We start from the raw sequence: 23,107 nt of genomic DNA on the forward strand, positions 1-23,107 counted from the left end.
CGTCTTGCCGGCCAGGTCGTCTTTGGATTTGATGCTGTCGTCCCCTTTGCGAATGACCACAATCTGCCCGGCGTTGATGTAGGGGTCGGAGAAGAGCATTTGCTGCTTGCGTTCATCGGTGATGGTGATGGCAGCGATTGCCAGATCAAACTGGCATTGTGCCAGACCCGCCAGCACCGAATCAAAGGGCAGATTGCTCCATTCCAGTTGAAAACCAGCTTTTTGGGCAATGGCTTTCATCAGCTCGACATCGAAGCCGGTCAATTCTTTGGTGGTTTCATCTACAATTTCAAAGGGTGGGAAAGTTGCATCGGTTGCCACCCGCAGGGTGCTGCTCGCCGGGGCGGGGTAGGCTTCTTTTGGCGGAGCGGTTGGTTGAGGCTGCTGTTCGACAGGGTAACCTTCCTGTGGAGCCGGGGTGGGTGTGGCAGCCGGCTGGCACGCACTTAATACCAGCGCAGCCAGAAATAAAGCGGACAGAATCAAATAGACTGAGCGTTTCACGTTTCTCCTCCTGCAAATTTTTGATGTGGGGATGTCGGCTTGAGAGTGATGATGGTTCACAGAACAGCCACAAGATATTTTTAATTATACCATGCCCATTCTTCAGCCTCGGCGTATCCGCAACCTGATGAATTGTTCGGGTATAATCGAGGGCATGTCCGCATCGGTTGGCGAAGATCAATCTTTAAAAAAGTCCTCCATTTTGCGGAAAATGGTGCCGGGTCTGCTGCTGGGGATTGCGGTGATGGTCGGCCTGACTTTGCTGGGGGATATTCGTGAAGTTGGCGCACTGCTGCAGACCTTTGACTGGCGCCTCTTTCCGCTGGCGCTGTTGTTCACCCTGTTCAATTACACCCTGCGGTTCATCAAATGGCAGTACTACCTAAATCAGGTTGGAGTGCGCGGATTTGCATGGAAACGCAGTTTGCAGATATTTGTGGCCGGTTTTCCGCTGGCAGTGACCCCCGGCAAAGTGGGTGAAGTATTCAAAGGAATCTGGCTGCAACAGCAAACCGGACTTCCGGTGGCGCGCGGTGTTTCGTTGATTGTTGCCGAACGGGTCAGCGACGGCCTGGCCGTATTAATGCTCTCGGTATTGGGAGTCATTGCTCATCCACAGTACTGGCCTGCCTTCAGCATCATCTTAGGCGTTTTGCTGGTGGGCATCGTAATTTCTCAGATTCGACCGCTGGCACTGGGAATTCTGGCTTTCGCCGGGCGGCTGCCCGTAATTGGCAAAGCCGTTCCCGCCCTGCGCGAGTTTTATGAGGGCAGTTTTGTTCTTTTTCGTCCTCAGGCGGCACTGGTGGGGGTAGGGTTGGGAACGGTATCGTGGTTTGGCGAGGGAATTGGCTTTTATTTAATCCTCACCGGTCTGGGAATGCCGGCAAATTTAGAAACTTTTTCCAACGCGGTCTTTATTCTGGCATTTTCAACCGTGGTTGGAGCCGTTTCGGCGCTGCCGGGTGGTTTGGGCGCTTCTGAAGCCTCGATTGCCGGTATGCTGGTACTGGTTGGTGGAGCAGCGCCAGCAATTGCCTCAGCAGCAACCGTCATTATCCGTCTGGCAACCCTTTGGTTTGGTGTGAGTCTGGGATTGATTACATGGGCATTTTCAACCCGCCTGCTTAACTTGCAGGAAGAACCCCTTCAGCCGCTTAACCGCACTCTTGAGGTGGAATAAAACGATTAATCCAGCATGGTCTTTAAAGCCATGGCGGTTTCTTCGTTGATTCCCTGCACGCTCATCAACTCTTCCAGGCTGGCCTGTTGAATGGCTTCGATGCTGCCGAATTTTTTTAACAACGCTTTGCGGCGCGCCGGTCCAATACCGGGGACTGCATCCAGCCGCGAGGCGAGCCCGGCTTTACCGCGCCGGTTACGATGGGCGGTGATGGCAAAACGGTGGGCTTCATCACGGATGCGCTGGATAAGGAATAACGCCTGAGAATGGCGCGGCAGCATCAATGATTCTTTGTGAGCCGGGCGGAATATTTCTTCCTGCTGCTTTGCCAGACCAATCACCGGCACTTTATCCTGCAATTCAAAGGCTTGCAGTACGGCTACTGCACGGGAGAGTTGCCCTTTGCCGCCGTCAACAATCAGTAAATCCGGAAGCAAGGCAAAAGCAGGATCGAGCTTTGCGCCGGGCGCTTCGCGTTCCTGCTGAGCAGCCTGATAGCGGCGGAATCGGCGAGTGAGGACTTCCTCCATGCTGGCAAAGTCATCCGGACCGCTGACCGTTTGGATGTTGAAACGGCGGTAAAGCGATTTACGGGGAACCCCTTGCTCGAACACGACCATGCTGCCCACGGCCGCTGTACCTTGAGTGTTTGAGATGTCGTAACATTCAATGCGGTTGGGTGGTTGCCCCAGTCCGAGCGCTTGCTGCAATTCTGCCAGCGCTTGCGATTGACGGTTGGTATCGGCTTCCCACTGGGCTTTGAGTGCGCGCAGGGTTTCAACCGCGTTTTCGGTGGCCAGTTGCAACAGTTCGTGCGGTGGGCCGTTGCGCGGGACGATTAACTCCACCTTTTGACCGCCGCGCCGATTGTGCAACCACTGGCTGATAATCTGGGCTTCTTCAACTTCCTGAGGCAGCAATACCTGTTGGGGGATGCTGGCGGCCTCAGCGTAGAATTGTTTGATGAATTCCTCGATGACTTCCTTATCCGGCTCTCCCATCGCCCCTTCCAGTATGAAGTATTCCCGCCCGATCAGTTTACCGGCACGGATGAAAAAAACCTGGACACACGCTTCGCCGTTGTCGCGGGCAATGGCAATCACATCCGAGTCGATTTGATCGTTGCTGATGACCTTCTGCTTTTCCACAACCCGTTCAATAGCGAAAATTTGATCGCGCAGGGCAGCAGCCCGCTCGAAGCGCAATTCTTCAGCAGCCTGTTCCATTTCACTGCGTAAACGTTCCACAATTGCAGCCGTACGACCTTCGAGAAATTCACACAAATCGCTGATCATCTGCCGGTAGGAAGCCTGATCTACAGCGCCGATACACGGACCACTGCACAGCTTTATTTCGTAGTACAAGCAGGGGCGTTCATCTTTGCCGGTGATGACGCGGTCGCACGTCAGGTAGGGGAAAATGCGTCGCAATACATCCAGGGTTTGATGCACCGCCCACACACTGGTGTAGGGCCCAAAGTAACGTGAGCCATCCCGTACCATCTGGCGGGTGACCGTTACTTTGGGGAAAGGGTCAGCCCAATGAACTTTGATGTAGGGGTAGCGTTTATCGTCTTTGAGGCGGATGTTATAACGCGGGCGGTGCTTCTTGATCAGATTCATCTCAAGGATCAGGGCTTCCAGCTCAGAGCCGACCACGATCCACTCGATATCGCGAATGCGTTGAACCAACTGACGGGTTTTTAAGTCCTGATCCTGACCACTGTGAAAATAGGATCGCACACGGTTGCGCAGGTTAATTGCCTTGCCGACGTAAATCACCTGCCCCTCGGCATCTTTCATCAAGTAACAACCGGGTTTGTTGGGCAGGGTATCTAAAATTCCCTGAAGATGTGAACTGACTTCAACCATTTGTTCTATATTTTACTTCAGCCGAGCGGCATAGCGCAACCATCCGCGCGCGGATCGCTTCCGCCCCATAAAGCCGCCGTTTCTGAATCACGCAAGATGATCTGCCCGCGTCCGAACAAAGCTCGCCCCATACCCCTGACCGTTTCAACGGAATGTCCCATGCTCTGTAACTCCTGGATGGTTTGCGGTGGGATGCCTTCCTCCAAAGCCACCACCGCCGGGCTGTTTTCAGCTTGAATGCAAAAGCGCGGCCGGTCGAGGGCGGCTTGCGGGTCGAGATGGTCATCCAGCAGAGCAGTTACCACCTGCAAATGTCCCTGGGGCTGCATAAAGCCGCCCATTACACCAAATACGGCAAAAAGTTCGTCATTGGAGCTGGTTGCCAGTGCCGGGATGATGGTGTGGTAGGGGCGTTTGCCGGGTGCCAGCACATTGGGGTGGGTGGGGTTCAGGCTGAAATTATGCCCGCGGTTTTGAAGGGAAAATCCCCAGCCGCGGGGAACAATGCCGGTTCCAAACCCCATGTAATTGCTGTTGATGAAGGAGCAGCCATTTCCCTCGCTATCTACTGCGCATAGATATACGGTATCGCTGGCGCTCATCGGTTGGCCGTGTTGGACGTTTTTGGCTGCCCGCTGCGGATCAATCCTTTTACGGCGCTGTTCGGCGTAAGCCGGGCTGAGTAAGGCTTGTAACGGGATTTCGGTAAAAGCCGGGTCGGCTACATAGTGAAAGGCATCCGCAAAAGCCAGCCGCATGGCTTCAATTTCCAGATGCAGCCGGTCGGCGCTCAGCGCCGGCAGGCTGGAAAGCTCGAAGCCTGCCAGAAGATTCAGCGCCAGCAGGGCGGCCAGACCCTGCCCGTTGGGAGGGCATTCCCAAATGCGCATCCCACGGTATTCGATGGAAATCGGCTGTTCCCACGTGCTGAGATGGCTGGCAAGGTCGGCTTCACTCAAACAGCCGCCGGCTTGCTGCACCGCCTCGACGATTGCTCTGGCAATTTCACCCTGATAGAAAGCGGTCTTTCCGCTTTCTGCAATCGTTTTCAATGTGCGTGCCAGGCCGGGATTACGAAAGATCTCACCGGGGCGCGGGGCACGCCCGTCAAGGGTGAGTTCTTCGCCATTGAGAGCATGGCGCAAACATCTTTCCACCCCGCGCTGCCAGTAGTAGGCGGTCAAAGGCGCAACCGGAAACCCCTGTTCTGCCAGGTGAACCGCCGGCTCAAAAATTGTGGCAAGCGTCAGGCGTCCAAAGCGCTGGTTCAAGTCGCACCAGCCGGCGCAAGCCCCCGGCACGGTGATGGTATAGGGATGCAACGGCGGAAGATTATCCCCCAAACCTTCGCGCTGAAGGCGTTGCAGCGTCAGGGCTGCGGGGGAACGTCCGGAAGCATTCAGAGCATACACCGAACGGCTTTGCTTTTCATAGACCAGAGCGAAACAATCACCCCCTAATCCTGTCGAGCCGGGTTCGGTGACATTCAAAACTGCCGCCATAGCAATAGCGGCATCCACCGCATTGCCGCCGCGGCGCAAAATTGCAAGACCGGCAGCGGTTGCCAGCGGCTGGGAGGATGCGCACATGCCCTGCCTGCCCAATACAGGCGACCGCCGTGAGTTGAAGTTTAAGTCATTCAGGCTGGCGAAATCAAACAACTTCAATGCCTGTCCCTTCGATTGCTTCACCGATAACCCAAACCGGCTGGTGTATTTGTTCTGCCCGTTTCAGCAAATCATTCAGTTTTTGCGGCGGAACGGCGATTAATAAACCGCCGGAAGTTTGAGGGTCAAATAACAGCATCTGGCTGACCTCATCCAGCGTTGGCGCAAAGCGGATATGTTCGCTGAAGTACAGGCGGTTATCGGCTGCGCCGCCGGGAAAAGTCCACTTCTCGCCGTACTTGCGCGCACAGGAGACGAAGGGGATGGCTTCAAAGTTCAAACGAAAGCCGCAGCCGCTCGCCAGTGCCATCTCCAGTCCATGCCCCAGCAAACTGAAGCCGGTAATATCCGTGGCTGCGCGTAGTTGAAATTCACGCGCCAGTTGGGCAGCCGGCTGGTTCAACTGTTTCATCCAGTTGACTACTTCTTCTACGTCCTCAGCGGAAGCAATTTGCCGCTTGAGCGCGGTAGTGGTGACCCCAAAACCAAGTGGTTTGGTCAAAACCAGCTGATCACCGACATGTGCCCCGCCCTTGGTGAGCAAATGCGCCTGTTCCACCCACCCCAGCACCACCAGACCGTATTTGGGTTCCTTATCCTGAATGGTATGCCCCCCCGCAATGACCACGCCGGCTTCGCGGGCTTTTTCGGCACCGCCGCGGATGATCTCGCTGCTGATTTCAACCGGTAAATCCGGCGGCAAAGCGGCGATATTGAGTGCAAGGAAGGGTGTACCGCCCATTGCATACACATCCGAGAGGGAATTGGCGGCAGCAATGGCGCCGTAATCATAAGGGTCGTCCACTACCGGGGTAAAGAAGTCGGTGGTCATTACCAGACTGCGCTGATCATCCACCCGCCAGACAGCCGCATCATCGGGCGAATCCAAACCGACCAGCAGATTTGGAAAATCGGCTGGCTGAAAGATTTGGCGGACCGGACGCAGCACCTGCGTCAGCGCTTCAGCGCGCAGTTTGGATGCTCAACCGGCGCAGGAAGACAGACTGGTCAGCCGAATTTGTTTGCCAGAAGGCGGTTTGGCGGGCTGTGATTCCATGTTCGCGGTTCAAAAACTCCTTATGGGGTGGGAGTGGGTTCAACTGCCGGTGATGGCGTGGTTGGCGCAGGGGCAGGGTTGGAATTGGGGTTGTACACATCCGGCAAGGGGAAAATGAAGGGGGCATTACTGGGTAAAAGCAGTGCCTGAATGTTGGGGGAAAGTTTGGTGATGTACTGGTAGGTCAATAATTCCGGGTTATCTTTAAGCGCTTCAGAGATGATCTGTAAGGCTTTGGCTTCGGCTTCAGCCTGAATCAGGCGCGATTCGGCTTCACCTTTGGCCTGAATCACGGCGGCATCGGCGCGTCCCTGAGCAATCTGGCGGGCCTGTTCGGCTTCCTGGCGTTTTTGTTCGACCACAAAACGCGCCTGCTGGGCTTGCTGTTCGGCAATCTGTTTTTGTTCAATGGAGGCGGCGTATTCAGGCGAGAAGGTGATGTTGCGCAGCACAAAATCCACCAATCGTAAGCCGTTTTCGGCGAGTTTGATGGAAAGCGCGTCGAAAACCTGCTGGGTCATTTCACCGCGTTTTGTGCTGTATACTTCTTCAACGCCGTACTGTGAAACCGCATCGCGGATAATCCCGCGGGTGAGCGCGCGCACCAGTTCGTTTGTGTAGCGGTCCTGCCAGCGGATGTGAACTTCGACCACTTTGGCAGGGTCAATTTCAAAGATAACCGAGGCGTCAATGAAAACTTCCTGACCGTCAGCCGTGCGGGCGGTGATGGAGTCATCTCCAATAATTTGTCCCTCCTGAGAAGCTATGGACATGGTATAGGTCTGGCGGGAGATGGGGTAACGCACTACCCTTTCGGCAAACGGAATAATCCAGCGTAACCCCGGTTCCAGTGCCTGCTCGCGGTAACCGGTGGGCGAAAGCGCAGAAATGACCACCCCGCGTTCTTGTGGTTCAATAAAAACCAGCCCGGCAGAAACAACGGTTAACAGGATGGCTAAAACCAATGTGGTCAGCACGGTAACCGAGGCATTCTTGATCGGCCGGTTGCGGCTGGCGCGTACCAGCACCAGCACCAGGAGGCCGAAGAACAGCATCCATGCCAGTGTGGCTAAACCCTGAAACAAATTGGCGATGTTCATGATAATCTCCTCACAAATTGGTGAAACGATTGTATTATACTAGCATGAACACGGCATTGTGCAAGTTCAGTGATCAATGAAATCTCACTTTTTGATTGAACAAATCTTCCATTCGGCGGTTGAAGGTGAGGTGATGATCCGCCTATCCTCCGGAGAGCAGCTTCCCTTCTCGGCTGGCCAGCTGTGGATTGGATTTCACGATCCGATGGCTGACTTGCTTCCAACAGCGTTGTACCCGGCTATGGATGAACGCGGTGAATGGTATCTGGCGGGGGCAATCCCTTCGGGATGGCAGGCGGGTGGTCGTTTGAGTATCCACGGGCCGATTGGACGCGGTTTTACCCTGCCGCGCTCCAGCCGGCGGGTTGCCTGCGTTTCGCTGGATGAGGGGGTGCATTACTTGATGCCTTTGATGCAGCAGGCGGTGCGTCAAGGTGCCGAGATCGTGTTTTGTGGAGAACACAGCCCCTTGCGTTTACCTGCTTTGATAGAGGTTTTTTCACTAAACCAGCGTGAAGAATGGTGGCAGTGGGCAGATTTTATTGCTGTTCAGGGCTCTTTACCGGCAGTGGCCGCCTTTTTTAAGGAAATTGATGAGAAATTTTCATTTCCTTCCAAAAAGGATGGTGTGGAAGTGATGGTACGCCAGCCGGTATATTGCGCGGGAATGGCGGAATGCGGTGTGTGTGCATTACCTGCCCGCAAAGGCTGGCTGCTGGCCTGTCGTAAAGGGGTGGTTTTTGACTATTCCCAAATCAACTGGTCAGTAGCTGGATTAGTGGAAAATCAGCCGGGATGAGGCATGGCGGTGTTGACGGCGAAACAGGAGTTGATGCTGGAAAAGGGTTGGATGAACAGCGCGGGAGCGTTGGGGTTCAACCCACCTTTGCCGTACTGGCAGTATCAGCCGCCAATTGCCTATGTTACTCCGCCGCTCACCGAAAAAGCCCGTCCTCCGGCAGTTAACCGCAAGGTGATGCGTTTTGCAGGTGGGGTTTTGTTGCACAATGGGGGTTTCAATCCGGGTTTGCGGACTGCTTTGAAAGAAAATACTGAACGCTGGGCTCGCTCCAAAATTCCGGTGTGGGTGCACCTGCTGCTAGAAGATCCGCATTCGGCTGAGAGGATGCTCGCTCAGGTGGAAACCTGTTCAGCGGTAACGGCGGTGGAAATCAGCCTGCCGCAGGAATGGAGTGCTGAACAGTCCGCCCAAATTCTGCGATCACTCCGCAGTGATCTTCCGCTTGTCTTGCGCGTGCCACTGAATCAAATGTCCGAAGAATGGATAAAGCAGGCAGGTGCGGCGGGTTTCTGTGCGCTGACCATCGGTGCGCCGCTTGGAAGTCTGCCAGATCCACATTGGGGTGTCTTAACGGGCTGGCTGTATGGTCCAGCACTCTTTCCACTTGCTTTACAGACTTTACTGCGCTGGGGTGACTGTGGTTTACCATTGATCCTCGGCTGTGGATTGTTCCGCGAGCAGGATGTCATTACAGCTCTGCAACAGGGTGCGGCTGCGGTTCAACTGGATGCAATTCTCTGGCAGGGAGGAATTTTTTAATTATTGGGTTGGTTGTATAATGAAAAGCAGGGAAAGGAGTGTTAGGAATGGGCAAGATTTCTGCTGTACGACCTTCGCCAATCGCCGGTTTGTGGTATAGCGCCGATCCCCAACAACTGGCTCAGCAAATTGACCAGTATATTGCACAGGCTCAAATCCCACCGCTGAATGGTAAAGTTATTGCTCTGATTGCACCACATGCCGGACATCGCTATTCCGGCCGCACCGCCGGACATGCTTATAAGACCGTCCTTGGACAGGAATTTGATGTGGTTGCGATTGTTTCGCCCATGCACGCTTATTACCCTGCCCCAGTGCTGACCAGCGCGCACAGCAGTTATTTTACACCGCTGGGAGAAGTACCGGTTGAACGCGATTTGACTGATGGACTGGCAGAACTGCTTGCGGAAGAAACCATCGGTCTTACTCCAATCGCCAATGATGATGAACACTCGCTGGAAATCCAGCTTCCTTTCCTTCAACGGGCATTGAACAAACCATTTTCTCTTCTGCCAGTGATGGTGCGCCGCAAGGACTGGCGCATGGCACAGATTCTCGGCAATGCGCTTGCCAAGGTATTGAAACATCGCAATGCTTTGCTGGTCGCCAGCACCGATCTTTCCCATTTTTATCCCTTGCCAATTGCCAACCAGCTGGATACAGAAATGCTCAGCCTGATCGAGGCGTTCTCACCACAGGGAGTATTGCAGGCTGAGGAGGCCGCCACCGGTTTTGCGTGTGGTGCCGGTGCAGTAGCCGCGGTTCTGGTTGCAGCGCGTGAATTGGGCGGGAATGAGGTCAAAATTCTACATTACAGCACCTCCGCTGAAGAAACCTTAGACTCCTCCTCCGTGGTGGGCTATGGCGCGGCAGTTGTGCTGCAACGGGATTAAGGGTTGACGCAGTTTGCCGAAGTAGCCGTACTCATTCCGGGACGCCTGCAACCCTTCGACTATCACCTGCCGGCAGGCCTGGAAGGAAAGGTTCAACCGGGTTGTCTGGTGGTGGTGCCGCTGGGAGGTCAGCGAGTGCAGGGCGTTGTCCTGCGCATGGTGAACCAACCCAATGTGCCGGAAACCCGCCCTGTGGAAGGATTGGTGGATGCTTTACCGGTATTGACCGCAGCGCAGATGGAACTGGCACGCTGGTTAAGCCACGAAACTCTGGCTGGGCTGGGGTCCTGTCTGGATTTGATGCTCCCTCCGGGACTGGCACAGCCCGCAGACCTGTTGGTGCGCCTGAACCCGGCCCGCCCGGTTGAAGCCGAGCAGTTAAGCCCATTACAGAAACGTCTTGTTCAGTTGTTGAGTGAGCGCGGTGAACTGCGCGGCCGGCAAATCGAAGCGGCCTTTCGGCGGGTCAACTGGAAACCGGCATTGCAGGCTCTGGTCAGACGGGGAGTGGTCATCAGCCAGCCGTATCTGGCTCAATCTGCACTGCGGCCGCGCATGGAGCGGCTGGTTCGGCTGGCCATACCCGCAGAACAGATCGGGCAGGCAGAGGAATTGTTGGGGAAGTTGGGCAGCCCGGCGCGCGAACGGCGTAAGAAGGCTTTGCAATTTTTAGCAAACGAGCAAAAGGCTGTGGCAGTCCACTGGGTTACGGCTGCCAGCGGGGTTACCCCGCAAGACTTAAAAAAACTGGAAGCGTTGGGGCTGATTGAATTTGAAGCGGTTCAAAGCTGGCGTGATCCACTGGCAGACTTAAATATCGCGCCTTTGCCGCCGCCTGTGCTTACTGCCGACCAAACACGGGTGTTGCAGGCAATTCTTGCAGACCTCAACACAGACAAAAACCCCAGCCTAAAACCGATTATCTTACATGGGATTACCGGTTCAGGTAAAACCGAAATCTACCTGCGGGCGGTGCAACACACGCTTGATCGGGGGAAACAGGCGATTGTACTAGTACCGGAAATTGCCCTGACGCCGCAAACCATTCAGCGCTTTCAAAGCCGTTTTCCCGGCAGGGTAGGGGTGATTCATTCGCGGCTCTCGGCGGGGGAACGTTATGATACCTGGCAGCGTGCCAGGGCCGGTTTGCTGCAAGTGATTGTGGGGCCGCGCAGCGCGTTGTTTGCGCCGCTGCCGGAGATTGGCTTGCTGGTGGTGGATGAATTTCATGATTCGTCCTATTATCAATCCGAGCCGGCGCCGGCCTATCATGCCGTTCAGGCAGCCATTCATTATGCTGAAATTCTTCAAGCAGTGGTGATTCTGGGTTCGGCAACACCAGAGATTGGTCTGATCTATCAGGCCCGCCGAGCAGGCTGGCCAGTTTTGGAGTTGCCGCAGCGCATTATGGCGCATCGCGAGGCAGTGCAACCGTTCCTGACCGGTGGACGTTCTTCTTCGACGAGCGAAGAGGGGGAAGTTGAAACGACTTCTCTTCCACTTCCTCCGGTTGAGGTAGTTGATATGCGGCAGGAATTGAAAGCAGGCAATCGTTCCATGTTTTCACGGGCGTTGCAGCAGGCTCTGCGAGAAGTGTTGGATCGCAAGCAGCAGGCGATTTTGTACCTGAACCGATTGGGGAGTGCAACCTATGTGTTTTGCAGGGAATGCGGCGCTTCGCTGCGCTGCCCCCGTTGTGAACGTCCCCTGACGTACCATGAATCGCAGCGTTTGTTGATCTGTCACACCTGCAACTACCGGCGGCAGATGCCGCGAAGTTGTCCACAATGTGGCAGCCCCCATATTCGTCAATTCGGCGCCGGCACAGAGCGGGTAGAACAGGAAGTCGGCATTCATTTTCCACAGGCCAGAGTAATCCGCTGGGATTCCCAAACCACGCGGAAAAAAGGTGCACATCAGGCGATTTTGGAGGCATTTGCGGAGGGGAAAGCGAATATTTTGGTGGGAACTCAAATACTGGCAAAAGGACTGGATTTGCCGCGAGTTACCCTGGTGGGTGTTGTACTGGCGGATGCGGGTTTGAATCTGGATGATTTTCGGGCTGCGGAGCGGACGTTCCAGCTGCTTACGCAGGTTGCCGGGCGGGCAGGACGCAGTCCGTTGGGCGGGCGGGTGATTTTACAGACCTTTCAGCCGGAGCATTATGCCATTCGGGCAGCCTCGCGACATGATTATGCCGGTTTTTACCAGTATGAGATTGAACAGCGCAGGAAAATGGGCTACCCGCCCTTTTCGCGTCTGGTTCGAATGGAATACCGTCATCCCAACGCCAACGCGGCCGAAACTGCGGCCCGGGAAATGGCGCAACGTGTAGCAGATTGGATCATGCTCAGCGCTTATCCGGAAACCGAAATCATTGGACCGGTGCCGTGTTTCTTTGCGAAAGAAAGCGGGCAATACCGCTGGCAGATCATCCTGCGCGGGATGGATCCTGCCAGCGTATTGCGCGGTAAGGATTGGGGGGATTGGCGGGTGGAAGTGGACCCGTACTCTTTACTTTAACTTAGGGCAGCACGTACCACGGGTTGACAAATCCACCCAGATAGCGCACCTCAAAGTGCAGGTGAGGTCCGGTGGAACGACCGGTGCTGCCGGCCTGACCGATGACCTGTCCCTGTGAGACGCTGGCCCCGCAGCGCACATTCCAGGCTGAAAGGTGAGCGTAGAGAGTCTGGTAACCGTTGCCGTGATCAATCATGACCATGTTGCCATAACCCCCGCCGACCGGGCCGGCATAGACGACCACACCACTGTCGGCAGCATAAATGGGGTCACCGGTGTAGGCCGCAATGTCAATTGCCAGATGACCCGGCCAGTAATCATTGCCGGAAAGGACACGGTTGCGGGTCGGCCAGACGAATGTGCCGGTGCCAAAGGCACCGCCGGCGCCGGTATCGCAGGCACCCGGGCCGTAGATGGATTTATTCACACCCGCCGGGCCACGCGGGATGGTGGGCACAACCCATGTGCGGAATTCACGCGATCCCCCTGGAATCATGACATACCTACCGGGTTCGATGACCGGGTTGGCCAGATCAAGTTTATTACCGGGGTAGAGTAAAATATCCTGCGGGTCGGCTTTGAAGGTTGCCGCAATTTTTTCGATGGTATCGCCTTCTTTCCATTTGTAGAGGACGCCATCGGTTGGCGGGATGATCAATTCCTGTCCGATCGAGATCATGTGGGGGTCGTCATTGAGAATATCGTAATTTGCCCACAGGACCGTTTCGGGCTTCAGGTTGAAAGATTGAGCAATTCCGAATACGGAATCACCCGCCTGAACGCGGTAAACAATTTCCTGTTCACGCGGACGGGTAGGTAAAATGGTTCGCAGGTTTGCCCGTCGGTGCAATGCAACGGGTTGAGTTTCTGGTTGAAAGAGGGGCAGGCTGACCTGCTGGGGGGCGGGTGGTAAATCCAGAGGGGCGTTGGCGACTGCCACACCCGCAGATGTGCCATGGTCAAACATGCGTTGATAAGCCATGAAAACGGCCAGACCGATCATGACCACTGCCGCTGCCCAGAGAAGTATTGCAACGAACCCAGAACCAGCAGCGGAGGAGGATTCGCTGGCTGGTATTTCTGGTTTGGTTTGATTCACATATCCTCCGTCAGGCTTTCGAGGAACTCCGCATTGCTCTTGGTTCTTGCCATGCGCTGCAATATCGCTTCGGTGGCTACGGCCGGATCCATTCCTGCTCCCTGCGGCGGGGGTGAAATCATTTGCAGATACATGCGCCGCATCAGCCAAACGCGCTGAAGGACATCCGGGCCGAGCAACAGTTCTTCACGACGGGTTGAGGAGCGTTCAATATCAATGGCCGGATAAACCCGGCGCTCCTGCAATCGGCGTGAAAGATGGAGTTCCATGTTGCCGGTACCTTTAAATTCCTCATATACCACGTCATCCAGGCGGGAACCGGTATCTACCAGAGCGGTGGCGATGATGGTCAAAGATCCGCCTTCTTCCAGATTGCGGGCTGCTCCAAAGAAGCGCTTGGGTGGATACAAGGCCGATGGATCCATACCGCCGGATAAGGTTCGCCCGGAAGGGTTGACCACGAGGTTGTAAGCCCGCGCCAGCCGGGTTAATGAGTCCATCAATATTACCACATCTCGTCCAATTTCGACCAACCTTTTGGCACGTTCCAGGGTGATTTCGGCGGCGCGGATATGCGCGGTGACCGGTTCATCAAAAGTGGAGGCAACCACTTCTGCATCCACGGAGCGATCCATATCGGTTACTTCTTCCGGGCGTTCACCAATCAGGGCGATAATCAGATGCACATCCGGGTTTTTGACCGTAATGGCGTTGGCAATTTGTTTGAGGATGGTGGTCTTGCCGGCTTTTGGGGGTGAAACAATCATGCCGCGCTGACCACGCCCGATGGGGGCAATCAGATTGATCAGACGGGTGGAAAGGATATTGCGGTCTGTTTCCAGATCGAAGCGTTTATCCGGGAAAATTGGGGTCAGGCGTTCAAAGACGGGGCGGTCGCGGGCTTCTTCCGGTGTCATACCGTTGATGCTCTCGACTTTCAACAGGCCGTAATGCCGTTCCGATTCGCGAGGCGGCCGCACAACGCCGATGACAAGGTCACCGCTGCGCAATTCGTAGCGGCGCAATTGAGCCTGCGAGACATAGACATCCTCCGGCCCAATTTGATAATTGGTGCGCAAAAAGCCAATGCCTTCTTGCAAGATTTCCAACACCCCGCCGCGTACTTCCTGGCCTTCTTTTTCGGCTTGCATCTGGCGGATGCGCAAAATCAGATTTTCTTTTTTCAGCCGCGAGGCGTTTGGCACTTCCAACTCTCTGGCAATTTCGCGCAAGGTTGCCAGAGGCGCTTTTTCGAGTTCGAGAATTTCCATTTATTCTCTTCCGTGATTGTGGGGGATGGGGTCAAGCCAGATCAACAGGTACAAAGTCCTGATTGATGGGTAAGGGAATTTTTATAAGGAGAAAAGGGGAAGAAAATCGTTTTGACGATCTGAACAAACCGATACGAATCAGCCCTGTCTCTGGCCTGAAAAAATTATAACATTCCCTTTCATGTGTTGCAAGCCGTTCGGGTAATGGATCAGACAACCTCCTCTCACGATCTTCCAGCCAGTGCTTGCAGAAAGACCTTTATGCTGAATGACTGTCCGGAAAGCAAATTTTGCGCTCGAAACATTCCCGATACAAGTCGGATGATGAATACCGCCGTGAGGGCCTGCAGCACGGCTGCCAGCCCCAGTTGCCAGATTGGTACCGGAGTGGCTGCCAGGCGGGTCATCATAGCCACGGGTGAGGTTAACGGGAACAGGCTCAAGCCGATTGAGAGCGCTGCATCGGGGCGGTGAATCAGCAGCGAAATAAACATGAGCGGGATGATCAGGGGTAGAATGACCAGAAAAGTGGCCTGTGAGGCTTCACGCAGATTGGGAACCAGTGCGCCTATGCCTGCCATCAGACCGGCAAAAATGGTATAGCCCAAAATGAAATAGAGAACGCCCCACCCGATGATGGCAGGCGGAATTTGAATGCCCTGAAGCGCAGTGAAGGTTCTTCCGCTAAATTGAAGGAGGATTAATGCCGAAACCAGCCATACAACCATCTGCAGCAGCCCAACCAAACCCAGCCCGATGATTTTACCCGTCATCATTTGCGAGGGAGTGACCGAGGTAAGCAAAATTTCCATGACCCGATTTTGTTTTTCGGTGGTGATGTTGCTGAGCAAGAGGGAGGCTGACCCTAAAATAAAGACATAAAAGAACAGGGTAATCCCATACGGCACAAAAAAGGTCAGCATGTCGTTTGGATCACGGGGTGGTTTTTCAGTAGCAATGAATTCAACCTTCAGGTTGAGTGGCTGAACGACACGATCGAGCAGTTGGGGTTTGTCTTTCAGCAGGTTGTAATGAATTAACCAATCCACCGGATAAGCATTGCCGCTGTCTTCCAGCAGGTTGATTTGTTGGGCGAAGAGGTCAATTTTGCCTGTTTCCAGATAGTCCCGTGATACGACATACAGCACTGCAATTTGACCTTCTTTGAGCGCTTGCAGTCCGTCACTTTCATTTGGATATGCCCGAACAATTTCGCCCAATTCTTCGGGTACCTCCAGAATGATGCCGCTATAATCCACAAAACCTTTTACCGGTGGTCGCTCGGGAAGGAGCAGGGATGTCAAATCGGGGCTGGGATTATTCCGTTGAAGGATGCCCACAATAAAAACTACGAGAAACCCCACCAGCGGTACCAGAATCAGGGTGAGGATGAAGGAACGGCTGCGTACGATGGTTTCGATTTCATGGGATAGGACAAGCCAGATTTTTTTCATTGAAATACCTCACCAGATCAGCGGGGACGGAGAATTTCTGCCAGGGTCAATTTTTTACCATAGCGGAGCATTCCCAGGCGGAACGCCCGGCTTGCCAGCCAGATGGATGCAGCAGCAGCAGCGAATAATAAGCCAACCGAAAGCCCGATTTGCCAGACCGGTAAATTGGTCAACATCGAGCGCAATGGTAGGGTCATGGGGGCTGTGAAAGGAAAGAAACTGAAGCCGATGGCAAGAGGGCCGTTGGGATTTTCCATGATGGCGGCAATGAACCAGAAGGGAATGGCAATCGGGAGACTGAAGAGACCGGCAATCTGTTGAGCTTCACGCGCTTCGGTGGCGGTTGCACCGACCATCGTCATCAGTGCTGCAATCATGATGAAAGCCGGCAAAAAGGTGAGTGTCATCAAACCAAAAAAGGAGAAACCAATCCCCGTTTCGCTCAGGTCGGGGAAGGCGCGAAAGGCAACTAAGGCTGCAACGCCGGCCATGACCAGCCAGAATAGCAGTTGTGTCAATCCCACGCTCAAATTGCCGAAAATTTTGCCGGCCATGAATTGATCTGTGGAGAGAGAGGTCACCACGATTTCCATGGTGCGGTTTTCCTTTTCTTCCACCACCGCCTGAAGCAAATAACCACCGCTGGTGTTGACCGCCAGCAGAAAGATCACGCCGGAGAAGATGGCAATTAGAAAACCGAAAGGGTTGCGGCTGTTGAATTTTTGGTCGCTATCAAAGGTTCGCAGGGTCAGCTCGGGTCCTTCCAGAATGCGGGTGCGGATGGTTGGGTTTTCGCTTTTCAACAGGTTTGCCAGCAGAAATTCTGAAAAATCGCGGTGAACCTCCGAATCAACCGCCTCTTTTGCGATCATCCTGACATTGCCGGTGGCAAGATAATCCGCCTGGATGATGTAGTATGCCTGTATCTTTCCATCTTCTAAAGCCTTGCCCGCTTCTGTTTCATCATTGAAGGTCAGAATTTTGACCCTCTCCGCAAAGAAACCACTGCCTTTGGATGGAAGCGGTTGGGCGTCCTTGAACAGACCGGACTGGTCAACATAACCAACCGGGCGGGTATCTTCACTCAAGACAGCCGCCAGGATACTGACTCCCATGATGACCGCCATAAAAAGCGGGATGGAAAGCAGCCCAAAAATAAACCGCTTACGCTTGACGTGGCGCAGGTATTCGTGTTTGAAAACAACCCAGAACTTGTTCATGAGACTTCTCCGCGGGCAGTGACCACTTGAATGAAAATCTCATCCAGTGTGGGCAGGGCGATTTCAAAGCGTTCCAGCGCAATGCCTTGATCTACCAGATTTTTCAGGATTGTCTGAGGGGTAATTTGATCCGCCAGATGCAGAATGTAGGCGGAGTTTTCGCGCTCAATGCGATTTACACCGGGAATTTGAGCAGGTAAATCGTTCAATGGATGCACAATGACTTCCTGGCCTGAATACTGGCGGCGGATATCGTTCAATTTTCCATAAAGCATCACTTTTCCACGGTTGATTAACACCAGCCGGTCGCATAATTCTTCCACCTGATGCATCTGATGGCTGCACATGACAATGGTCTTGCCCTTGTCGCGTTCTTCACGCAATAAATCTTTAACCATTTGGGTGTTGACCGGGTCGAGTGCGCTGAAGGGTTCATCAATGATGATCAATTGCGGGTCATGAACGAGGGTGATAATGAGTTGCGCTTTCTGCTGCATGCCTTTGCTTAATTCTTTGACCTTCTTTTTCCGGTGATCGTACAGGTCAAAGCGTTTCATCATCTGTTCAACGCGGGCTGCAGCCTCCGCCGGTTTTAAACCTTTCAGGCGGGCCAAATAATTCAGGCAGGTTTCCAGGGTAATATCCTGATATAAACCTCGCTCTTCCGGCAGGTAACCGATGCGATTTTTCTTCTCTTCGCTCATTTTGCCGCCAAGGACTACAACTTCTCCGCTGTCGGGTTTGAAAATATCCAGAATGATGCGAATGGTGGTCGTCTTGCCGGCGCCATTCGGGCCAAGCAAGCCGAAGATTTCGCCCGGCTCAACTTCAAAAGAAACCTGATCAACCGCCTGTTGGCTGCCAAAGCGTTTGCTGATTTGATTGACTTGGATAGAGGTCATAAAAATTCCACCTTTGTGAGTCGACTGGACACAATATTGGATATGATATTTACGCAAGTTTGCTGCGTTTCGTTTCACTGAGATAGCAGTAAGCGTAGAAAATTATAACAAGTAAAAAAGGCAAAACGCCGGACTCAAGCGTTTTGCCTTTTTGTTAAGATTTCTTCAACCCAATTTATTCTTTTTCGTAAGGGATACCATCGGCAGCCGGCACATGACCTTTACCGATCACACCAGCCAGCACTATCATTGTGGCGATGTAGGGCAGCATTAGCAGGAACTGAGACGGAATGGCAATTCCCAGAATTGCCATGCGCGAAGCCAGTGAGTCGGCAAAGCCGAACAGTAAACCGGCGGCAAAACCACCTGTGGGGATCCAGTTGCCAAAGATCATGGCTGCCAGACCAATGAAGCCGCGACCGGCGGTCATCACTTCGTCAAAGCGGCCGGCGGAACCTAAGGTAAAGTAGGCTCCCGCAAAGCCGGCCATCATGCCGCCCAATATGACCGAGGTATAGCGGGTTTTGAAAACGTCAATGCCCAATGTGTCGGCAGCTTTGGGGTGCTCACCCACGGCGCGCACCCGCAGCCCCCAGCGTGTCTGAAAAAGGGCAATTTGCAGGATAATGATGAAAATGAACATTGCAAAGACGAACAGGTTGTTGACGAAGAAAATCTCGCCGATCACAGGAATATCTGCCAGCAGTGGAATGGCGATGGCCCCAAAGGTAGGTGGCGTATTTAATGCTGGATAAACCTGCAAAAACTTTGCCGAGATGTAAGAGGTCAAACCGGTGGCAAAAATATTGATGACCGTGCCGGAGATAATCTGGTTGGTTTTGTACTTGATCGAAAAGATGCCGTGCACAAATGCCAGCAAAGCACCCGTTAAGACCGCGGCGAACAATCCAATCCAGGCATTTTGAGTAATGCTGCCTACCAGCGCTGAAACCATCGCACCGCTCAGCATCATGCCTTCGATGGCGATGTTGACCACTCCTGATCGCTCACAGAGTATGCCAGAAAGAGCACCTAAGGTAATTGGAACGGCTTTGCTCAAGGTGGTATTGAACAAACCTACCAGATTGAGCGATTTGCCGGCGGTTGCCCAGACCAGGAAGCCAAAGACAAATATTCCCACGACTACCGCCAAAACCGCGTTGGTGTATTTTTTGAAGCCACGCGATAGTTGAATGCCGCCCAGAATGGCGCACACAACGGCTAAGACATACAACGTGTTCAGAGCTGGCAGGTTCCATGGATCGAGTTGGGTTTTTGCCTGAAAGGTACTCAGGCCAAAACTGGCGATGGCGTTGCCATCTACCGAGCGGGCAAAAAAGAACCAGATGGAAAGCGCCAACACAAGGAAAAACACACCCATCACGCGCTGGCGGACGGGAGATTCGCGGACAAAGGTTTTATGGAACATCTGGCTGTTGGTTGTTGTTGCCATATTCGATTAACCTCCCCACCCACGAATGGTTACACCCGCTTCCTCGACGGTTGGCTTACGCAGGCGGTAAATGGTGCGGATGATTGCCGGGGCGGCAATAAAGGCCAGGATGACGGCTTGCAAAATGGAAATAATGTCGTTGGGAATACCGGCAGTCAATTGCATTCTTGTGGCACCGCTTCTCAGGGTGCCAAATAGCAGGGAAGCAAGTACCACTCCAAGCGGGTGGTTATTCCCCAACAGTGCCAGGGCGATACTGTCAAAACCATAACCGGAAGAGAATGCCATTGCCAGATTGCGATTGACGCCCAGTACCTCGTTAGCGCCGGCTAAACCGGCCAATGCGCCCGAAAGGCTCATCGCCAGAACAATGTTTTTGGTGACGTTCATGCCGGCGTACTTGGCAGCATTGGGGTTGGTTCCTACTGTACGCAATTCAAACCCCCAGGTGGTTTTGAACAGGTACCAGTAGACGAGGTAAGCAATTCCCAAAGCGATGAAGAAGCCAAGGTGGAATCGAATCGGGTCTGGGAAAAAGCGTGGCAGCCAGGCGCTGGGCAAAATCTCCGGGCTGACCGGGTTGAAGGAGCCGGGGCGTTTCATTGGGCCGGTCAGCAAAAAATCGCTTAGCCGGAAGGCGATGTAATTCATCATGATGGTGTTGATTACCTCATGTCCGCCGGTTTTGGCTTTTAACCAGCCGGGTATGAAGCCCCAGAAGGCGCCGCCGGCTGCCCCGGCTAACAGCGCCAGCGGAACATGAATGATTGCCGGCAGGCCGGTGACCGAGTAACCCACAAAAGTTGCCGTTATCGCGCCGATGAAAATTTGACCCTCGGCGCCGATATTGAACACACCAGCACGAAAACCCAGCGCAACAGCCAACCCCGCAAAAATGTAGGGTGTGGAGGTAACCAGGCTTTCCAGGAAGGGGTTGAAAGCACGGCGGATTTGCAGTTCATCACCGGATTGAAGGGCGGCAATCATGCGCGCCGGATCGCCAAATGCGCCGGTAAATAGGCCCGAGTAAGCTTTAGAAACGGCATCCCATGCGGCTGCCAGTCCTGCGCCAAACGATTGCCCAAAAGCGGCGTAAACCTGTTCGGTGGTGAGAATGATAAAAATCCCGCCAATGATCAGGCCGGTGATTACCGCAAGGAGGGGAATCAAAATGGTTTGACTGATTCCACCTCTTTTCTTGTCGTCTTTTTTGGGTGGTTTAAATTGATTATTTAATTCTTCGAGAAAAATCTGTCCAACACCGGGTTTTTTGGGTTCTTCGGAATTGCTGGTCAATTCGCACCCCCGATCTTTTCAGATTGTGCGGCTTTTTTCTGAATTTGCTGACGGGCGTCTTCCAGTGGCACACCAGCCATGAGAAGGCCGATCAGTTCTTTGCTGGCTTCCTCGGCAGAGACCGTGGCTGTGATTTTGCCGCGGTACATCACGGCGATGCGGTCCGACAATTGCATAATCTCATCCAGTTCGGTAGAAACCAGTAATACGGCTACCCCTTCATCTCGCCGTTTGAGGATTTGGGAATGAATGTATTCAATTGAACCAACATCCAAACCGCGGGTAGGTTGGGCAGCCACCAGTAAGTGGATGGGACGGGAAAGCTCGCGGGCGACAATCACTTTTTGCTGGTTCCCTCCCGAAAGTGAACCGGCCGGTGTGAAGATAGAAGGCGTGCGGATGTCGAATTCCTCCACTAGCCGGGTGGCATTCTGCATCACATAGTCCCATTGAATGATTGCGCCTTTAGCAAATGGAGGCAGGTAGTAGGTGCACAGCATCAGGTTTTCCATTACCGGGAAGGGCAATACCAAACCGTCTCGCTGCCGGTCTTCAGGTACGTGAGCGGTGCCGGCTTCGGTGAATTTGCGCGGGATGGCGTGGGTGACATCTTTGCCCATCAGGAAGACTTTGCCATCTTCTACATCTCGCATTCCGGTAACGGCTTCCACCAGCTCGGTTTGACCGTTGCCCTGAACACCGGCAATGCCCAAAATTTCACCTTCGCGCACTTCAAAGGAAACATCATCCACCGCAACCTGATGAGTATCATCCGTGACAATCAGGTTTTCGACTTTGAGGATGGTTTCTTTGGGTCTGGGGGGTTCTTTTTCCAGTTCCAGTTTGACTTCTCGCCCAACCATCATGGTTGCCAGTTTGCTTTGGTCCGCTTCGGAAGGAAGGACGGAGCCGATCACCCTGCCGCGGCGGATGACGGTGATAATGTCGGCAACCTGCAGTACTTCACGCAGTTTATGAGTAATGAAGATAATGGACTTGCCCTGAGCCGTAAGGGAGTGCATGATTTCAAACAATTCATCGGCTTCCTGCGGGGTCAGTACGGCGGTTGGTTCGTCGAAGATGAGGATGTTAGCGTTTCGATACAGCAACTTGATAATTTCCACCCGCTGCTGAACGCCGACCGGCAAGTCCTTGATGTAACTATCCGGGTTGACTTCCAGGCCATATTGAGATGAGATTTCGCGAATGCGTTTGGCGGCTGCTTCGCGGTCCAGAAACCCGCCGGTTTTAAGACTTTCTTCCCCCAGCATCACGTTTTCGGTAACGGTGAAGACGGGGATGAGCATAAAGTGCTGGTGTACCATGCCAATGCCGCGGGCAATGGCATCCGAAGGGGAATGCACGTGAAACGGCTCGCCGTTGACAAAAATTTCTCCTTCATCCGGCTTGTAAAGGCCGTAGAGGATGTTCATTAAGGTTGTTTTTCCGGCACCGTTTTCCCCTAAAAGTGCGTGGATAGTCCCCTGTTCAAGCGTTAAGTCAATATGATCGTTGGCCAGTACACCGGGGAAGCGTTTGGTAATCCCACGAAGTTCCAGTACAGGTGTCATATTTTTCTCCGGGGGTGCAAAAAAGTCCCAGACAGGGAAAGATTTTGGATAAGGTATTTTACCATAAGGAGAGGGGACAGATTTCCCGAAAGGGTATGATTTTCAGCGAATTTTGTTGACGGACTTGCAAGGGCGTGATAAAATTTTGGGCGCGGGCGTGTAGCTCAATGGTAGAGCAGTGGCCTTTTAAGCCATTGGTTCAGGGTTCGAGCCCCTGCACGCTCACTTTTTTATTTGGTTCAGGGTCCCCGGAAGGGGATGCTATTCGAGCCCCTGTCATAAAACCAACCAGGATGGCAACCTGCTGGAATTTACTTCTTCTTCCGCGAGAAGAAAACCGCCAGTGCCGTTCCGGTAAGACCAAGCCCGACAAAAAGGAACAACAGGGTCGGAGAATTTTCAGAAGTTTCGCTTTCTACCGGGGTCGGGGTAGCCAATACCAGAGTAGCCGTCGGGCTGAGCGTTGGCGTGGGGGGAATGGG

General features: G+C 53.6%; 18 protein-coding genes and 1 tRNA gene. 6 read left to right on the forward strand and 13 right to left on the reverse strand.

Annotated elements, in window-relative coordinates; all coding sequences use genetic code 11:
• The coding region (locus ACWIZX_RS10100) for a transporter substrate-binding domain-containing protein (RefSeq protein ID WP_448335666.1) at window positions 1–504 on the reverse strand (504 nt) is incomplete at its 3' end.
• A gap of 154 nt (window positions 505–658) precedes the next feature.
• Here ACWIZX_RS10100 and ACWIZX_RS10105 point away from each other — a divergent pair.
• Complete coding sequence (locus ACWIZX_RS10105) at window positions 659–1,687, forward strand: lysylphosphatidylglycerol synthase transmembrane domain-containing protein (protein WP_448335667.1); 1,029 nt, start codon at window positions 659–661, stop codon at window positions 1,685–1,687.
• A 5-nt stretch (window positions 1,688–1,692) separates the two neighbouring features.
• On the opposite strand, the gene uvrC is transcribed toward ACWIZX_RS10105, so the two are convergent.
• The 4 genes from uvrC to ACWIZX_RS10125 form a co-directional block, all read right to left on the reverse strand.
• On the reverse strand, window positions 1,693–3,558 hold the full coding sequence (gene uvrC, locus ACWIZX_RS10110) for an excinuclease ABC subunit UvrC (protein WP_448335668.1): 1,866 nt from the start codon (window positions 3,556–3,558) through the stop codon (window positions 1,693–1,695).
• 17 nt (window positions 3,559–3,575) lie between these two features.
• Window positions 3,576–5,249 (reverse strand): gamma-glutamyltransferase, encoded by a 1,674-nt coding sequence (ggt, locus tag ACWIZX_RS10115; protein WP_448335669.1) that lies wholly within the window; start codon window positions 5,247–5,249, stop codon window positions 3,576–3,578.
• Complete coding sequence (gene selD, locus ACWIZX_RS10120) at window positions 5,212–6,237, reverse strand: selenide, water dikinase SelD (RefSeq protein WP_448335680.1); 1,026 nt, start codon at window positions 6,235–6,237, stop codon at window positions 5,212–5,214. The genes ggt and selD overlap by 38 nt, the downstream gene beginning before the upstream one ends.
• 65 nt (window positions 6,238–6,302) lie before the next feature.
• Window positions 6,303–7,382 carry a prohibitin family protein gene (locus ACWIZX_RS10125; RefSeq protein ID WP_322792091.1) on the reverse strand — a complete coding sequence of 360 codons (1,080 nt, stop codon included), beginning with the start codon at window positions 7,380–7,382 and terminating at the stop codon, window positions 6,303–6,305.
• A gap of 76 nt (window positions 7,383–7,458) precedes the next feature.
• Between ACWIZX_RS10125 and ACWIZX_RS10130 the strand changes: the two genes are divergently transcribed.
• Genes ACWIZX_RS10130 through priA form a run of 4 tightly spaced genes read left to right on the forward strand, consistent with a single transcriptional unit; the run spans window position 7,459 to window position 12,359 of the window.
• On the forward strand, window positions 7,459–8,181 hold the full coding sequence (locus ACWIZX_RS10130) for a hypothetical protein (RefSeq protein WP_448335670.1): 723 nt from the start codon (window positions 7,459–7,461) through the stop codon (window positions 8,179–8,181).
• A 3-nt stretch (window positions 8,182–8,184) separates the two neighbouring features.
• On the forward strand, window positions 8,185–8,943 hold the full coding sequence (locus ACWIZX_RS10135) for a hypothetical protein (RefSeq protein ID WP_448335671.1): 759 nt from the start codon (window positions 8,185–8,187) through the stop codon (window positions 8,941–8,943).
• 47 nt (window positions 8,944–8,990) lie between these two features.
• Window positions 8,991–9,836: an AmmeMemoRadiSam system protein B gene (gene amrB / locus ACWIZX_RS10140; protein ID WP_322792089.1), complete on the forward strand. Its 846-nt coding sequence runs from the start codon at window positions 8,991–8,993 to the stop codon at window positions 9,834–9,836.
• A 3-nt stretch (window positions 9,837–9,839) separates the two neighbouring features.
• Window positions 9,840–12,359 carry a replication restart helicase PriA gene (priA, locus tag ACWIZX_RS10145; RefSeq protein WP_448335672.1) on the forward strand — a complete coding sequence of 840 codons (2,520 nt, stop codon included), beginning with the start codon at window positions 9,840–9,842 and terminating at the stop codon, window positions 12,357–12,359.
• Between the two features lies 1 nt (window position 12,360).
• Here the strand turns inward: priA and ACWIZX_RS10150 are convergent, their stop codons facing one another.
• The 8 genes from ACWIZX_RS10150 to ACWIZX_RS10185 all read right to left on the reverse strand — a co-directional run bounded on the left by ACWIZX_RS10150 (window position 12,361) and on the right by ACWIZX_RS10185 (window position 22,625).
• On the reverse strand, window positions 12,361–13,458 hold the full coding sequence (locus ACWIZX_RS10150) for a peptidoglycan DD-metalloendopeptidase family protein (protein ID WP_448335673.1): 1,098 nt from the start codon (window positions 13,456–13,458) through the stop codon (window positions 12,361–12,363).
• On the reverse strand, window positions 13,455–14,729 hold the full coding sequence (gene rho, locus ACWIZX_RS10155; RefSeq protein WP_448335674.1) for a transcription termination factor Rho: 1,275 nt from the start codon (window positions 14,727–14,729) through the stop codon (window positions 13,455–13,457). Before rho ends, ACWIZX_RS10150 begins: the two co-directional genes overlap by 4 nt.
• Before the next feature lie 224 nt (window positions 14,730–14,953).
• Entirely contained in the window at window positions 14,954–16,183 is a 1,230-nt protein-coding gene (locus ACWIZX_RS10160; protein WP_448335675.1) for an ABC transporter permease, read from the reverse strand.
• 17 nt (window positions 16,184–16,200) lie between these two features.
• The gene (locus ACWIZX_RS10165) at window positions 16,201–17,403 is read right to left on the reverse strand and encodes an ABC transporter permease (protein WP_448335676.1); all 1,203 of its coding nucleotides are present in this window, start codon (window positions 17,401–17,403) and stop codon (window positions 16,201–16,203) included.
• Window positions 17,400–18,305 carry an ABC transporter ATP-binding protein gene (locus ACWIZX_RS10170; protein ID WP_448335677.1) on the reverse strand — a complete coding sequence of 302 codons (906 nt, stop codon included), beginning with the start codon at window positions 18,303–18,305 and terminating at the stop codon, window positions 17,400–17,402. Before ACWIZX_RS10170 ends, ACWIZX_RS10165 begins: the two co-directional genes overlap by 4 nt.
• Before the next feature lie 175 nt (window positions 18,306–18,480).
• Window positions 18,481–19,758 carry an ABC transporter permease gene (locus ACWIZX_RS10175; RefSeq protein WP_448335678.1) on the reverse strand — a complete coding sequence of 426 codons (1,278 nt, stop codon included), beginning with the start codon at window positions 19,756–19,758 and terminating at the stop codon, window positions 18,481–18,483.
• A gap of 6 nt (window positions 19,759–19,764) precedes the next feature.
• A complete protein-coding gene (locus ACWIZX_RS10180; RefSeq protein ID WP_322791989.1) occupies window positions 19,765–21,054 on the reverse strand; it encodes an ABC transporter permease in 1,290 nt (429 codons plus the stop codon).
• Window positions 21,051–22,625 carry an ABC transporter ATP-binding protein gene (locus tag ACWIZX_RS10185; protein ID WP_448335679.1) on the reverse strand — a complete coding sequence of 525 codons (1,575 nt, stop codon included), beginning with the start codon at window positions 22,623–22,625 and terminating at the stop codon, window positions 21,051–21,053. Before ACWIZX_RS10185 ends, ACWIZX_RS10180 begins: the two co-directional genes overlap by 4 nt.
• Before the next feature lie 153 nt (window positions 22,626–22,778).
• Between ACWIZX_RS10185 and ACWIZX_RS10190 the strand changes: the two genes are divergently transcribed.
• Window positions 22,779–22,850 (forward strand) — tRNA-Lys (locus ACWIZX_RS10190).
• Window positions 22,851–23,107: the final 257 nt, after the last annotated feature.

The sequence above is a fragment of the Bellilinea sp. genome (assembly GCF_053501535.1).

Bases quoted from the DNA above. Each gene is read 5' to 3' on its own strand.
- ACWIZX_RS10105 (WP_448335667.1), top strand. From the start codon at position 659: ATGTCCGCATCGGTTGGCGAAGATCAATCTTTAAAAAAGTCCTCCATT.
- uvrC (WP_448335668.1), bottom strand. From the start codon at position 3,558: ATGGTTGAAGTCAGTTCACATCTTCAGGGAATTTTAGATACCCTGCCC.
- ACWIZX_RS10125 (WP_322792091.1), bottom strand. From the start codon at position 7,382: ATGAACATCGCCAATTTGTTTCAGGGTTTAGCCACACTGGCATGGATG.
- ACWIZX_RS10130 (WP_448335670.1), top strand. From the start codon at position 7,459: ATGAAATCTCACTTTTTGATTGAACAAATCTTCCATTCGGCGGTTGAA.
- ACWIZX_RS10135 (WP_448335671.1), top strand. From the start codon at position 8,185: ATGGCGGTGTTGACGGCGAAACAGGAGTTGATGCTGGAAAAGGGTTGG.
- amrB (WP_322792089.1), top strand. From the start codon at position 8,991: ATGGGCAAGATTTCTGCTGTACGACCTTCGCCAATCGCCGGTTTGTGG.
- rho (WP_448335674.1), bottom strand. From the start codon at position 14,729: ATGGAAATTCTCGAACTCGAAAAAGCGCCTCTGGCAACCTTGCGCGAA.
- ACWIZX_RS10160 (WP_448335675.1), bottom strand. From the start codon at position 16,183: ATGAAAAAAATCTGGCTTGTCCTATCCCATGAAATCGAAACCATCGTA.
- ACWIZX_RS10165 (WP_448335676.1), bottom strand. From the start codon at position 17,403: ATGAACAAGTTCTGGGTTGTTTTCAAACACGAATACCTGCGCCACGTC.
- ACWIZX_RS10170 (WP_448335677.1), bottom strand. From the start codon at position 18,305: ATGACCTCTATCCAAGTCAATCAAATCAGCAAACGCTTTGGCAGCCAA.
- ACWIZX_RS10175 (WP_448335678.1), bottom strand. From the start codon at position 19,758: ATGGCAACAACAACCAACAGCCAGATGTTCCATAAAACCTTTGTCCGC.
- ACWIZX_RS10185 (WP_448335679.1), bottom strand. From the start codon at position 22,625: ATGACACCTGTACTGGAACTTCGTGGGATTACCAAACGCTTCCCCGGT.